The following is a 13,013-nucleotide window of genomic DNA, read 5'->3' on the forward strand; positions in this document are numbered from 1 at the left end:
GCCATGCGCGGCAACCGCCGCACGGATCCTTGATCGGCGATCGCAAGGATCAGGGCCCCGCAGCGGCGTTCAGAAATGCGGCAGCCGCAGCGCCGTCATCACGGTTGCAAGGGCGTGGCGCGGCAGCATCAACAGCATCTTGCCTTCGATGCGCAATGTCACCAGACCCTTCGCCATGTTCGAGGTGCCGACGCGCGCGCCCGGCGCGAACTCGATCCCCTCGATCGGCCATTCCAGCCCGGTGCTGACGCCGCGCGCGGGACCCATCGGATACAGCGAGACCCGCGTTCCCGGCATCAGCGGCAGCGTCACACGCGGGGGTGCCAGAAACACGATGTCGTCGCTGGCGATCAGGATCACGGGCGGGCGGGCGACATTGGCCATGGTGGTCAACGCGGCCAGGGTGTGATCCAGCCGCATGCCCGCGAAACCCACGGCGATGACGTATGGCGCCGCGATCCGCGTCAGGCATTTGGTGAAATCGGTGCTGTCCTGTTCGGCGATATGGACCACGCGTTCGGGCGGGATCATCCGTCGGGCGGCCGGGCTGATGCTGTCCAGATCCCCGATCACCCAGTCGGGCGCATGCCCCAGCGCCAGCGCACGATCCGCACCGCCATCGGCCGCCACCAGGGTTGGCGCGACCGCCATCGCCAGCGCAAGTTCGGTTGGTCCGACCGCGCCACCGCCGATAACGGTCACGCCGCGATCCGAGATGACCAGCGGCGGGATCATTCTCCCCGGCCGATGCCGGTGAAGATACGCTTCAGCGGCACGATCCAGATCAGACCCAGACCCACATAGACCAGCAGTTCGATCCAGATCGGTTGCCGCCCCCATCGCGCATCCATCCAGTTTACTAATGTCACCGCCACGACGACATATCCCGGCAGTCCAAGCACAAGGATCAGCAGCGACAGCCGCTTTCGGGTCTTCAGATCCATCACGCTTTCCTTCCGCGTTTGAGGGCTTCGGCGCTCTCGGCCAGTTGCGTCAGCTTCTTCTGCCACGCGGCCATCCGCCGTTCGGCGCCACCGCGCCGCACCGGCCCGAAGAACCCGACCCGCAGCGGCCTTATGCCGCAAAAGCCCAGCACCTGATGGGAGAGGCGCTTTCCCAGCGGGTTGCCGAAGCGCAGCTTCAACCATGCGACCGGTGTGTCCGTCGTCACCAGCACATCGCCCGAGCGCCCCTTCAGCAGCTTGTCCCAGAACGGACTGCGCTTGTGGTACTGGAAGGTCGTTCCGGGCAGGAACACCCGGTCGTAAAATCCCTTCAGCAGCGCCGGTTCCGCGCCCCACCACAGCGGATGCGCGATCACGATGTGATCGGCGTCAAGCATTGCCTGCGTAGCGCGCTGCAGATCATCCTCCAGCGGCTGCGGCTCGGCATAGCCGCGGCGCAGGTTCGGGTCAAAGCGCAGGTCGCGGATCGCGATCCGGTCGATCATGTGATGGGCAGGCAGCGCCCGCTGATACAGGTTCAGCAGATGCGCCGTCAGCCGGTCCTGGTCGGGATGCCCGTCGATCAGCAGCACCCGCATGGCGATCAATCCGCGAACGGGTCGGTGACAAGAATCGTGTCGTCACGTTCCGGGCTGGTGGACAGCAGCGCAACGGGGCACTGGATCAGTTCCTCGACGCGCCGCACGTATTTGACTGCGGCTGCCGGCAGATCGGCCCAGCTTCGGGCGCCTTCGGTCGATTCCTGCCAGCCCTCCATTTCCTCGTAGATCGGCTTGACCTTCGCCTGCAGCGCGGCGGCGGTCGGCAGGTAATCATAATGCTGGCCGTCGATCTGGTAGCCCACGCAGATCTTCAGCGTGTCGAACCCGTCCAGTACATCCAGCTTGGTCAGCGCGATGCCGTTCACGCCGCTGATCGCACAGGTCTGTCGCACCAAAACCGCGTCGAACCAGCCGCAGCGGCGCTTGCGACCGGTGACGGTGCCGAATTCGTGACCGCGTTCGCCCAGACGCTGCCCGTCGGCGTCATCCAGTTCGGTCGGGAACGGGCCTTCGCCCACGCGGGTCGTATAGGCCTTGACGATGCCAAGGACGAAATCGATCGCGCCGGGTCCCATGCCCGTGCCGGATGCCGCCGCGCCCGACATGGTGGTCGAGGAGGTGACATAGGGATAAGTCCCGAAATCGATATCCAGCAAAGATCCCTGCGCGCCTTCGAACAGGATGCGCTTGCCGGATTTGCGCGCCTCGGCCATCACCTTCCAGACCGGCTGCGCATAGGGCAGCAGTTTCGGCGCGATCTCTTGCAGCCTGGCCTTCAGGTCGGCGCGGTCGATCGGATCGGCGCCCAGTCCCTGACGCAGCGCGTCATGATGGGCCAGCAACCGGTCCAGCCGCGCGTCCAGCGTCTCTTCGTCGCCCAGATCGGCGACACGGATGGTACGGCGACCCACCTTGTCTTCATAAGCCGGACCGATGCCGCGGCCCGTCGTGCCGATCTTGGCCTTGCCGGCGGCTTCCTCGCGCAGCTTGTCCAGATCCTGATGCAGCGGCAGGATCAGCGGCGTGTTTTCCGCGATCATCAGGCTGTCGGGCGAGATGCTGACCCCCTGCCCGGTCAGCTTGTCGATCTCGGCAAACAGCGACCAAGGGTCCAGAACGACGCCGTTTCCGATCACGGCCAGCTTGCCTTCACGAACGATACCCGAAGGCAAAAGCGACAGCTTGAATACCTTGCCGCCGATGACCAGCGTGTGACCGGCGTTGTGGCCGCCCTGAAACCGCGCGATCACATCGGCACGTTCCGACAGCCAGTCGACGATCTTGCCCTTGCCCTCGTCGCCCCACTGCGCGCCGACAACCACCACATTGGCCATGAGCCGGTCCTTCCCTTGCCCGAAAATTGTCCGGTGCCGGGTCTAGCGCATGGGTGGTCCGGGGAAAAGCGGCGATTTCCGCTTCGGCCCGGCGCAACCGTCCTTGCGCGGGCGGTCGATGGACGCGCCGCTTACCAATGCGGCGGGCGCTGATCGGACAGCGGGATCGTGCCTCCGCTGTCCAGTTCGCGTTCGGCGGCGGCGTGCAGCAACATCTCGACCCGGCGGGTCAGGCGGACGATCTCGGCGTCCTGCCGGGCGATGACCTCGCTCAGCTCATCTGTCGCGCGACCTTGATGGGCCAGCGCCTCTTCCAGCCGGGCAAGCCGCGCCTCCATGTCCTTGTCCATATCGCCCCCTTCCGCTACAGCAGCCACGGATTTGCCCTCTAAGGCACAGGATCATGGCGAAAGACAAGAAAAAGCAGTCTCGGCCCAAGGCGGAAACGCCCAAGGGGTTTCGCGACTATTTCGGCACCGACGTGACCGAACGCAAGGCGATGCTGGATCGGATCGCCGAAATCTATCATCGCCATGGCTTCGATCCGCTGGAAACCAGCGCCGTCGAGACGGTCGAGGCCTTGGGCAAGTTCCTGCCCGATGTGGACCGGCCGAATGCAGGTGTCTTCGCGTGGCAGGAAGAGGCCGTGCCGGGCGGCGGTTCGGGCGACTGGCTGGCGCTGCGCTATGACCTGACGGCGCCGCTGGCCCGCGTGGCCGCCCAGTTCAGGAACGACCTGCCCAGCCCCTATCGCCGCTATGCGATGGGTCCGGTGTGGCGCAACGAAAAGCCCGGACCGGGGCGATTCCGGCAGTTCTATCAGTGCGATGCGGATACCGTCGGCAGTGCCTCGGTCGCCGCCGATGCCGAGATCTGTGCCATGCTGGCCGACGCGCTGGAGGCGGTGGGCATCGCGCGCGGCGACTACATCGTGCGGATCAACAACCGCAAGGTTCTGAACGGCGTCCTTGAGGCCGCAGAGATCCGCGAGGATCAGGCCGAGGACGCGCTGCGCCAAATCGACAAGTTCGACAAGGTCGGCCGCGACGGCGTGCTGGCCCTGCTGACGACTGGACGGCTGGACGACAGCGGCGCGCGCATCGATGGCGTCGGACTGTCCGAGGTGCAGGCCGCGCCGGTCCTGGCCTTCCTGACGTCGAAGGGCGCGGACAATGCCGCGACGCTGGACAACCTTGCAGCCGCTGTCGGCGGGTCCGCCATGGGCGGCGAGGGCGTGGACGAGCTGCGCCAGATCGCCACGATGCTGGCCGCGATGGGCGTGGCCGAGGATCGCGCCGTGATCGACCCCTCGGTCGTGCGCGGCCTAGGTTACTATACCGGGCCGGTCTTCGAGGCGGAACTGACCTTCGAGATCCTTGACGACACGGGCCGCAAGCGCCAGTTCGGGTCCGTTGCGGGTGGCGGGCGCTATGACGGGCTGGTGGAACGATTTACCGGACAGAAGGTGCCAGCGACCGGTGTCAGCATCGGCGTGGACCGTCTGCTGGCGGCGCTGCGCGCCAAGGGGCTGTCAGGGGCCGAAGATCACGGTCCGGTCGTCGTGACCGTGATGGACCGCGACCGGATGGCCGAGTATCAGGCCATGGCGTCCGAACTGCGTGCGGCGGGCATCCGCGCCGAGGTTTATCTGGGCAACCCGAAGAATTTCGGCAATCAGCTGAAATATGCTGACCGGCGTTCGGCGCCTGTCGCCGTCATTCAGGGCGCTGACGAGGCCGAACGCGGCGTCGTGCAGGTCAAGGATCTGATCCTTGGTGCAAGGCTTGCGACGCAAGCCAGTCACGAGGAATGGAAGTCCCAGCCCGCCCAGACAGAAGTGGCGCGCAACGATCTGGTGGGCGAAGTGAGACGGATCCTGGGATGATCTCCAAGCGCGACAAGCAGGCAGTCGGTCAGCGCCTTCTGGCAGCCTTCCGCGACGCGGGCGCCGCCGAGATCGCGCCCGACATCCTGCTGCCCGCCGAAAGCCTGCTTGATCTTTACGGCGAGGATATCCGCGCCCGCGCCTATGTGACCCAGGATCCGATCCGCGGCGAAATGATGCTGCGCCCGGATTTCACGGTTCCCGTCGTGCAGGCGCACATGGACGACGGCGCCGAGCCGGCGCGCTATTGCTATCTGGGCGAGGTGTTCCGCAAGCAGGACATGGGCGAGCATCACCCGGAAAACCCGCGCGACAACGAATATCTGCAGTGCGGGTTCGAGCTGTTCAGCCGCGACCCCGGCGCCGATGCCGAGGTATTCGCGCTGTTTCACCGCCTTCTTGCACCCTACAGCCTGACGCCCGAGACCGGTGATATGAGCCTGTTGCTGGACGCCGTGCGCGGCCTTCCGGTCAGCACGAAACGGCGCGACGCGTTGCTGCACCATATCTGGCGGCCGGGCCGGTTTCGCAGATTGCTGAACCGGTTCTCCGCACCGGTCCCGCCGCGCGCCTTCCCCGATCCCGTCGGACCCTGGGCCGGACTGCGCAGCGAGGCCGAGATGCAGGAACGTGTGGACCGGCTGCGCGCCGACATGGACGAGCCTCCCCTTCCCGAGCAGTGGTCCGACCGGCTGAACCGGCTTCTGGCGCTGCGCGCCCCGGCAACCGAGGCCGTCGCGATCCTGGAAGGCCTGGCCAAGGACATGCCCGCCATCGCGGAAGCGGTTGCGCGGATTGTCGCACGGTTCGACGCCATCGCGGCGCAAGGCATCGACCCGGCACGGGTCATCTTCGATGCCAGCCATGGCCGCGCGAACATGGAATATTACGACGGCTTCACCTTCAGCTTTCTGGCACCGAACACTGTCTGGCCAGCGGTCGCATCGGGTGGCCGCTACGACGCGCTGACACGGGTGCTGGGCAAGGGTCGCGAAATTCCGGCGGTGGGCGGCATCATCCGCGCCGGGCTGATCGCCGAGATGGAGGCCGCATGATCCGCCTTGGGGTGCCGTCCAAGGGACGGCTGATGGAGCAAAGCTTCGACTGGTTCGCGGATCGCGGGGTGCGGCTGTCGCGCGCAGGGTCCGAGCGTGAATATGCCGGCCGGGTCGACGGTGCGGACGGCGTGTCGCTGGTCCTGCTATCTGCCGGAGAGATTCCGCGCGAACTGGCGGCGGGACGGATCGAGCTGGGCGTGACCGGCACCGATCTTGTGCGCGAGAAGCTGGCCGGCTGGCGCGACGTGGTGACCGAGGTCGCGCCGATGGGTTTCGGTCATGCGGATCTGATTCTTGCCGTTCCCGATTGCTGGCGCGACTGCGAGACGCTGGACGACCTGACCTCGATCGCCCGCGATTTCCGTGCGGTCCACGGCTTTCGCCTGCGGATCGCGACGAAGTATCACCGTCTGGTCCGGGCGTGGCTGGCCGAACACGAGGTCGCCGATTATCAGCTTGTCGACAGTCAGGGCGCGACGGAAGGCACCGTTGCCAACCAGACCGCCGAGGCGATTGCCGACATTACTTCGTCAGGCGCGACGTTGCGCGCGAACAATCTGCGCATTCTGAACGAAGATCCCATCCTGCGGTCACAGGCGACGTTGTTTGCCAGCCGTGCCGCTGGCGGAACCGCCATGACCGGCTTGCTGTCGCAGCTTGGCCTCTGACCCTCACAGGATCGGCCAACCCGGCAAGCAAGTTACAAGGAAAGACCCCGGCAGTCCGAACTGCCGGGGTCTTTGATCATGCTTTGGCCGCCCAGAACCCGGTCAGGCCGCGCGCGACAGCAGAACCTCTTCGACGCGTTTCTGTGCCGCGCCCTCGTCCACACCGCTGACTGCCGCGACTTCGCGGGTCAACCGATCCAGCGCGGCTTCGTAAAGCTGACGTTCGGAATAGGACTGCTCGCGCTGCTCGTCGTTGCGATGCAGGTCGCGCACGACCTCGGCGATCGACATCAGATCACCCGAATTGATCTTCTGATCGTATTCCTGCGCACGGCGCGACCACATCGCGCGCTTGACGCGGGCCTTGCCTTTCAGCGTTTCCAGCGCACGGGCGATCAGGTCGGGGGTGGACAGGCCACGCATCCCGATCTCGGAGGCGCGCGCAGTCGGTACGCGCAGGGTCATCTTGTCCTTGTCGAACGAGATCACAAACATCTCAAGCCGCAGCCCCGCGACCTCCTGCTCTTCGATGGACACGATCCTGCCCACGCCATGGGCGGGGTAGACGACGAAATCATCAGGGCGAAATTCGTTTTTCTTGGTCTTGGACATATGGCTTCCTCTAGGTGGTGCCTTTTCAAGGGCACAAAAGACCGCAAGCGGCGGTTGCCACCTTCGGTCCATCTTGATCTGTTATTTGCTTCTTGCCCGGCAGAGGGCAGGAAGTGGCAGTTTGGGCGCACATCTGAAGGGCCTCTGACTCCCATCAGACGCGAATGTGAATTGAACATAACATAAATAAGGCGCCAAAAAAAGCACCGAGAAATACAGCGCGCAGCCGCACTGAACAAGGCATACCAGCTTTCCGATCAAGGCCTTAGCTGCTCAGCCAGACCCACATCACGGCAATGTGGGCGCGAATCGCCCCGATATTTCCCTGCGATGCAAGCGGCCTTCTCAGCCCTGAAAGGCCCGAAGGCCCCCGTCAATCACCCTCGCCCGGCGCTTCTGAGAAATACTTGTCCAGCTTGCCATCGACGCCATCCATCTCTTCAGCGGTCGGAAGAGGATCCTTCTTCTGCGTGATGACGGGCCACTGCTCGGAATATTTGCGGTTGAACTCGACCCATTTTTCCATGTCCGGTTCGGTGTCCGGGCGGATCGCGTCGGCCGGGCACTCGGGTTCGCACACGCCGCAATCGATGCATTCATCGGGATGGATGACCAGCGTGTTCTCGCCCTCGTAGAAGCAGTCCACCGGGCAGACTTCCACGCAATCGGTGTATTTGCACATGATGCAATTGTCGGTGACGACATAGGTCATTGCACGCTCCCTTCGGGTCCGTCGCGCTAGTTACGCCCGGCATTCGGATCATTCAAGTCCGTGGCTGCCGAAAAGACCTGCGTTCCGACCTGCCCGATGTTGCGCAACCCGCGTTCGCGTCCGCGCACCGGGCGACGAACATCGTCCCCGCCTGCGCAGTCAGCGGTTTTCCGAAGTATCGCCCAGTTCGTCATACAGCATTCGCGCCTCGGAAGCGGGGCCGCGCCTGCCTGAAAGCGCGACGATGCGCAGGCTGTGGACATCGCCATGGGCCGAGACAACCAGAAGATCCCCAGGCCGGACGACACGACCGGGCTTGCGGCAGGGCTGGCCGTTCAGCCTGACCCCGCCGCCTTCGATCCGGTCGGCGGCCAAACCGCGCGACTTGAACAGTCGCGCGTAGAACAGCCATTTATCCAGCCGCAATGCGTCGGGATCGCTCGTCACTTCTTGTCTTTAAGTGCCGCCAGAACCGCGAACGGGCTATCAGGATCGGCCTTCTTTTCAGGGCGCGCCGTATAGGTCTTCGGACCGCTGTGCTGCGGTTTGCCGCCCTTCTTCGGCCCCTTCCCACGAGGCTTGCCGCCATCGCGCCCCGACTTGTTTCCGGGCTCGCCGCGCGCTTCCTGTCCGCCCGCACCGTCCCTGCGCGGTCCGCCGCCGCGACGACCTTGGCCGTCCCCTTGCGGACGACGATTCGCCCGCGGCTTGGGCGCCCAACGGAAGGTATAGAACACCTCGATCTCGGGGGCCGTCTCTTCCGGTTGGGGCGTCTCGCCGGCAGCCTCGGCCTCGGCACGACGTTTCTCGGCCCGCTCGGCCTCCCATCTGGCGCGCGTTTCGGCGGCCAGAACGCTTTCCTCTTCGGTCATCGGCGCGTCCGAGCCATCACCCTCGGGCGCGGGCGGCGGCGCCACGGGTTCGACGGTCTTCAGCTTTTCGCGCTCGCCCTTCTCTGCAGCGTATCCCAGCCCCTGCATCAGGGCCGCGAACTGTTCCAGCGTCATGCCGGTGATCGACAGCATGTCAGGATTGGCCTCGAAACCGCCGCGCGTATCCTGCGCGCGCAGCAGATCAGCCAGACGTTCCAGCATGTCGATCCGGATCGCCCGTTCACCCGCGGGACGATAGCCGGACAAAGTGTAATAACCGTCCGGCACCTCGGCGATATGCGGGATCGTGACAAGCCCGGGCGGCGGGCTTTCGGGAAACTCGTCCAGCCCCTCGGCCAGCGACCACAGCACCAGCCGCAACCGGGTCGGCGCAGGTTTCAGCAGGGCCGGCATGAAAATGGTGAACTGTCCAAAACGGACGCCATGCTTGCGCAGCGCGCCGCGCGCCTCCTGGTCCAGTTCCTTGACCTCGGTCGCGACACCATCGCGCGGCAGCACACCTAGTGCCTCGATGATGCGGAAGGCGAACCCCTTGGCCAGGCCGTTCAGCGCCTCGTCCTTCTGCATCGCGATCAGCGGTTCGAACAGCGCGGCAACCTTGCGGTCGATGAAATGCTGCAGGCGACGCTTGACCTTCTCGGCGATCTCTTCGCCGGCCTCGTCATCGACAAAGACCTGAACGCCGGGGTGCAGCGCATCAGGTCCCTGCACCAGCTTGCCGATCGCCGAGTCACCCCACATGAGGCCACCCTGTTCGGTAAAATCCAGTTCGGTGTCCGGCGCGTTATAGAAACGGTCCGCACGCAGATGGAACTCGGGCTTCAACGCCTCGTAGCTGGCGCGATTCAGCGTTTTCGCCTCGTCCGCCGATCCGGTCTGGTCGGGGCGAAAGCGGAAACCTTCCAGACGGCCGGCGAACTCGCCCTCGACCGTCACCTCGCCCTTGTCATTCACTTCGGCCACAAGGCTCTCCTTCTGCTTGAGCCGGCGCAGCAGCACGGATGTGCGCCGGTCCACAAATCTTTGCGTCAACGCGGCGTGCAGCGCGTCCGACAGGCGGTCTTCTACCGCGCGAGTCTCGCCGCGCCAATGTTTTTCGTCCTCGACCCAGCCGGTTCGTTGCGCGACATAGGTCCATGTGCGGATATACGCCAGACGTTTCGACAACGCATCGATATCGCCATGGGTCCTGTCGATTCTCTGCACCGCGCGGGCAAGCCAGTCGGACGGGATCGTGCCCTCTTGCAGGAAACCGAAGATGCGCGACAGCAGGCCGGTATGCTCGGTCGGCGAAATGCCCCGGAAATCAGGCACTCGGCAGACATCCCACAGAAGGCGGACATCCTTGCCTCCCTGCACCCTGTCGCGGATCTCGGGCATGTCGCGAAGCGATTTCAGGGCATGCAGATCGTCGGCCTCGCGCCCTCGCGACAACAATTCATGTCCCGAGGCGGTTTCCAGCGACTGCACCAGCCGGTCCATCGTGCCGAATTCAAGCGACGCGTTGCGCCACATCAAACGGCTGATCGGCTGGAAACGATGATTCTCGATGGCCTCAACCAACCCGTCCTCCAATGGACGGGCCTCGCCGGTCACACCGAAGGTGCCGGGTTCGGTGTGGCGTCCGGCACGCCCGGCGATCTGACCCAGCTCATGGGGAAACAGCGGGCGTACCCGGCGACCGTCGAACTTGTGCGTGGCGCTGAAGGCGACATGGCGGATGTCCAGGTTCAGCCCCATGCCGATCGCGTCGGTCGCGACAAGATAATCGACCTCGCCCGCCTGGTACATCGCCACCTGAGCGTTCCGCGTCCGCGGCGACAGCGCGCCCATGACGACCGCGCAGCCGCCCTTCTGGCGACGGATCAGTTCAGCCATGGCATAGACGTCATCGACGCTGAACCCGACAATGGCGGACCGTGCCGGCATTCGCGACAGTTTCTTGGACCCCGACCAGGTCAGGGTCGAGAACCTTTCACGCCGCTGGAACTGGACCCCGGGCACCAGCGCGGCAATCGCCGGGCGCATCGTGTCGCTGCCAAGAAGAAGAGTCTCGTGCAGCCCGCGCATATGCAGCAACCGGTCGGTGAAGACGTGACCGCGTTCGGGATCGGCACAAAGCTGGATCTCATCGATGGCGACGAAATCTGCGCCGATCTCGGGCATGGCCTCGGTCGTGGCGACCCAGTACTGAACCCGTTCGGGAACGATCCGTTCTTCGCCCGTGACCAGCGCCACGACCGACGGCCCGCGCGCCTTGACGATCCGATCATAGACCTCGCGCGCAAGCAGGCGCAGCGGCAATCCGATCACACCTGTCCGGTGCGCCAGCATCCGTTCGATGGCGTAATGCGTCTTGCCTGTATTGGTCGGGCCAAGCACGGCAGTCACCCGGCCCCTGTCGTGAATGCTCATGGATTAGATCTCGGTGCCCTGGTCTTCGCGTTCCAGACGTTCGACCGCGTCGATGGCTTCCTGTTGATGCGGATGGATCGAAAGGCTTTCGCGATAGGCTTTCAGCGCGGCTTCGCTGTCGCCGATCTCTTCCAGCATCGCGCCAAGCTGGGTCAGGGCGGCAAAGTGGCGCGGTTCAAGCTGCAGCGCGCGGGCAAGGTCGGACACCGCCGGACCGAACTGACCGGCGGTCGCATAGGCCGCGGCGCGCAACTGCCAACCGGCGGCGAAATCCGGGGCATGATCGGTCAGCGCGGTCAGATGCCCGATGGCAGCGGGCAGATCCCCCTGATCCAGCGCCTCTTCGCCACGCTTGTAAAGCAGATCCATCGCCGCCGATCCGGATTTGGACCATTCGCGCAGGATGTCGGATTCGGCGATACGCCACGCTTCCCCCTCGGTCCGGGCAAGTTGTTCGAACAGCGCGTCCATATCCGCGTCGTTCTGGGCGCTGGCGGGCAAGGCCAGTGCGATGGCTGTTGCGAAAAAGAACAAAATCGTAAGAACTCGGACACGGGTTGCCGCGACGACGGGGTGGTAATGATGACGTTCCGGGCGCATAACCTTGGTGTAACCCAGCCCGCATGGCGGGCGCCAGCCAAAGCGCGACAAAGAGGACCCAGATGAGCAAAGTTGTGAACGCCGCCGTGGAAAAGCTGAACGAAAAGATCGGCAGCTTCGGATCGACCGCGAAATTCGTCATCGAGGATGAAGGAGCGATCATGATTGACGAGAACGGCGCCCGCGCAGGCGACGAAGAGGCCGAGGTGACGCTGTTCGCCAGCCGCGACACGTTCGAGGGCATTCTGGATGGCAGCGTGAATCCCGCCACCGCGTTCATGACCGGCAAGCTGAAGATCGACGGCAACATGGGCACGGCGATGCAACTGGGTCAGGCCCTTTCGTAAGCGTATCGCATTGGAAGACGCGGCTCCTTTCCATCAGCTGCCGGGCGACGAAAGCCGCCCGGCGAATGCCCTTTGGGTCACGGCCGAAGACGGGATCCGGCTGCGGCTGGCCCTTTGGCGATCCGAGGCGGAACCGCTTCGCGGCAGTGTCCTGCTGTTTCCCGGCCGTACGGAATATGTCGAGAAATATGCCCGCGTCGCGGAACGGCTGAACCGCGCGGGATACGACGTGCTGGCAATCGACTGGCGCGGTCAGGGCATGTCCGACCGACTTCAGGTCGATCCACGGCCCGGCCATGTCCGCGAATTTTCGGACTATCAGCTTGATGTCGTCGAAATGGTGATGGCGGCGACCGATCTGGGATTGCCGCAGCCTTGGCATCTGCTGGGACATTCCATGGGTGGCTGCATCGGGCTGGCGGCACTGCATGGCGATCTGCCCGTGGCCAGCGCGGTGTTCTCGGCCCCGATGTGGGGGATCAACCTGCGGCAGATGCCGCATGGGATCGCGCTTGGTGTGGCCTATCTGGCTGGAAGGCTGGGTCATGGCGGGCGTTCGGCGCCCGGCAGCGGTGCCCAAGGCACCTATCTGGTGGACGAGGCGTTCGGGCCGAATCTGCTGACCAATGATGTCGATGAATGGTGCCGGATGCTGCGCGAGGCAGCCGCATGGCCCAAGCTGACCATCGGCGGCGCCAGCTATAACTGGATTTCCCGTGCCCTGAATGAATGTTCGCGCTTGGCGCGCATGGAGTCACCGGATCTGCCGATGACGGTTTCGCTTGGCACGCGCGAACAGATCATTTCGGGCGCGGCCATCCGTGACCGCGTCGCGCGTTGGCCCGGAGCGCGCCTGCTAGAAGTGGATGGCGCGCGGCACGAGGTGATGATGGAGGGCGAGGACCTGCGAGAGCAGTTCTTCCACGCCGCCCTGACGCAATTCGCAGAGGTCTAAGCGCGCGGGGACGCATCTTGGTGCCCG

15 protein-coding genes are annotated in these 13,013 nt (G+C 64.7%); 5 read left to right on the forward strand and 10 right to left on the reverse strand.

Translation table 11 applies throughout. The annotated features are described in order from the left end of the window. Window positions 1-69: 69 nt before the first annotated feature. From MU516_RS11890 to MU516_RS11910, 5 genes are all read right to left on the reverse strand, one after another. Window positions 70-735 carry a thiamine diphosphokinase gene (locus MU516_RS11890; RefSeq protein ID WP_260277423.1) on the reverse strand — a complete coding sequence of 222 codons (666 nt, stop codon included), beginning with the start codon at window positions 733-735 and terminating at the stop codon, window positions 70-72. Further along, on the reverse strand, window positions 732-944 hold the full coding sequence (locus tag MU516_RS11895) for a DUF2842 domain-containing protein (protein WP_209055883.1): 213 nt from the start codon (window positions 942-944) through the stop codon (window positions 732-734). Before MU516_RS11895 ends, MU516_RS11890 begins: the two co-directional genes overlap by 4 nt. Further along, window positions 944-1,543, reverse strand: coding sequence for an NAD(P)H-dependent oxidoreductase (locus tag MU516_RS11900; protein ID WP_260277424.1), 600 nt, complete (start codon window positions 1,541-1,543; stop codon window positions 944-946). The genes MU516_RS11895 and MU516_RS11900 overlap by 1 nt, the downstream gene beginning before the upstream one ends. Before the next feature lie 5 nt (window positions 1,544-1,548). Further along, window positions 1,549-2,841 (reverse strand): adenylosuccinate synthase, encoded by a 1,293-nt coding sequence (locus MU516_RS11905; protein WP_209055881.1) that lies wholly within the window; start codon window positions 2,839-2,841, stop codon window positions 1,549-1,551. Window positions 2,842-2,972: 131 nt separating this feature from the next. Then, the gene (locus MU516_RS11910) at window positions 2,973-3,218 is read right to left on the reverse strand and encodes a SlyX family protein (RefSeq protein WP_311319108.1); all 246 of its coding nucleotides are present in this window, start codon (window positions 3,216-3,218) and stop codon (window positions 2,973-2,975) included. A 26-nt stretch (window positions 3,219-3,244) separates the two neighbouring features. Between MU516_RS11910 and hisS the strand changes: the two genes are divergently transcribed. The 3 genes from hisS to hisG are packed head-to-tail and all read left to right on the forward strand — an operon-like array spanning window position 3,245 to window position 6,452. After that, the gene (gene hisS / locus MU516_RS11915; RefSeq protein WP_260277425.1) at window positions 3,245-4,726 is read left to right on the forward strand and encodes a histidine--tRNA ligase; all 1,482 of its coding nucleotides are present in this window, start codon (window positions 3,245-3,247) and stop codon (window positions 4,724-4,726) included. Then, the gene (locus tag MU516_RS11920) at window positions 4,726-5,781 is read left to right on the forward strand and encodes an ATP phosphoribosyltransferase regulatory subunit (RefSeq protein WP_260277590.1); all 1,056 of its coding nucleotides are present in this window, start codon (window positions 4,726-4,728) and stop codon (window positions 5,779-5,781) included. Before hisS ends, MU516_RS11920 begins: the two co-directional genes overlap by 1 nt. Further along, window positions 5,778-6,452, forward strand: coding sequence for an ATP phosphoribosyltransferase (gene hisG, locus MU516_RS11925; protein WP_260277426.1), 675 nt, complete (start codon window positions 5,778-5,780; stop codon window positions 6,450-6,452). Before MU516_RS11920 ends, hisG begins: the two co-directional genes overlap by 4 nt. A 102-nt stretch (window positions 6,453-6,554) precedes the next feature. Here the strand turns inward: hisG and MU516_RS11930 are convergent, their stop codons facing one another. The 5 genes from MU516_RS11930 to MU516_RS11950 form a co-directional block, all read right to left on the reverse strand. Beyond that, window positions 6,555-7,064 carry a CarD family transcriptional regulator gene (locus MU516_RS11930; protein ID WP_209055877.1) on the reverse strand — a complete coding sequence of 170 codons (510 nt, stop codon included), beginning with the start codon at window positions 7,062-7,064 and terminating at the stop codon, window positions 6,555-6,557. A 373-nt stretch (window positions 7,065-7,437) separates the two neighbouring features. After that, complete coding sequence (gene fdxA, locus MU516_RS11935; protein WP_209055876.1) at window positions 7,438-7,776, reverse strand: ferredoxin FdxA; 339 nt, start codon at window positions 7,774-7,776, stop codon at window positions 7,438-7,440. A gap of 159 nt (window positions 7,777-7,935) precedes the next feature. After that, window positions 7,936-8,223 (reverse strand): RNA-binding S4 domain-containing protein, encoded by a 288-nt coding sequence (locus tag MU516_RS11940; protein ID WP_260277427.1) that lies wholly within the window; start codon window positions 8,221-8,223, stop codon window positions 7,936-7,938. Continuing rightward, complete coding sequence (locus MU516_RS11945; protein WP_425606856.1) at window positions 8,220-11,078, reverse strand: helicase-related protein; 2,859 nt, start codon at window positions 11,076-11,078, stop codon at window positions 8,220-8,222. The genes MU516_RS11940 and MU516_RS11945 overlap by 4 nt, the downstream gene beginning before the upstream one ends. Window positions 11,079-11,087: 9 nt before the next feature. After that, window positions 11,088-11,555, reverse strand: coding sequence for a tetratricopeptide repeat protein (locus MU516_RS11950; protein WP_260277429.1), 468 nt, complete (start codon window positions 11,553-11,555; stop codon window positions 11,088-11,090). A gap of 191 nt (window positions 11,556-11,746) precedes the next feature. Between MU516_RS11950 and MU516_RS11955 the strand changes: the two genes are divergently transcribed. After that, on the forward strand, window positions 11,747-12,031 hold the full coding sequence (locus tag MU516_RS11955; protein WP_209055874.1) for an SCP2 sterol-binding domain-containing protein: 285 nt from the start codon (window positions 11,747-11,749) through the stop codon (window positions 12,029-12,031). Between the two features lie 10 nt (window positions 12,032-12,041). Beyond that, window positions 12,042-12,986: an alpha/beta hydrolase gene (locus MU516_RS11960; protein ID WP_260277430.1), complete on the forward strand. Its 945-nt coding sequence runs from the start codon at window positions 12,042-12,044 to the stop codon at window positions 12,984-12,986. Window positions 12,987-13,013: the final 27 nt, after the last annotated feature.

This window comes from Paracoccus maritimus, from assembly GCF_025195095.1.
GTDB lineage: Bacteria > Pseudomonadota > Alphaproteobacteria > Rhodobacterales > Rhodobacteraceae > Paracoccus > Paracoccus maritimus.

Excerpts from the sequence above, each read along its gene's own strand:
- MU516_RS11890 (WP_260277423.1), bottom strand. The coding sequence starts at position 735 with ATGATCCCGCCGCTGGTCATCTCGGATCGCGGCGTGACCGTTATCGGC.
- MU516_RS11895 (WP_209055883.1), bottom strand. The coding sequence starts at position 944 with ATGGATCTGAAGACCCGAAAGCGGCTGTCGCTGCTGATCCTTGTGCTT.
- MU516_RS11900 (WP_260277424.1), bottom strand. The coding sequence starts at position 1,543 with ATGCGGGTGCTGCTGATCGACGGGCATCCCGACCAGGACCGGCTGACG.
- MU516_RS11905 (WP_209055881.1), bottom strand. The coding sequence starts at position 2,841 with ATGGCCAATGTGGTGGTTGTCGGCGCGCAGTGGGGCGACGAGGGCAAG.
- hisS (WP_260277425.1), top strand. The coding sequence starts at position 3,245 with ATGGCGAAAGACAAGAAAAAGCAGTCTCGGCCCAAGGCGGAAACGCCC.
- hisG (WP_260277426.1), top strand. The coding sequence starts at position 5,778 with ATGATCCGCCTTGGGGTGCCGTCCAAGGGACGGCTGATGGAGCAAAGC.
- MU516_RS11930 (WP_209055877.1), bottom strand. The coding sequence starts at position 7,064 with ATGTCCAAGACCAAGAAAAACGAATTTCGCCCTGATGATTTCGTCGTC.
- fdxA (WP_209055876.1), bottom strand. The coding sequence starts at position 7,776 with ATGACCTATGTCGTCACCGACAATTGCATCATGTGCAAATACACCGAT.
- MU516_RS11950 (WP_260277429.1), bottom strand. The coding sequence starts at position 11,555 with ATGGACGCGCTGTTCGAACAACTTGCCCGGACCGAGGGGGAAGCGTGG.
- MU516_RS11955 (WP_209055874.1), top strand. The coding sequence starts at position 11,747 with ATGAGCAAAGTTGTGAACGCCGCCGTGGAAAAGCTGAACGAAAAGATC.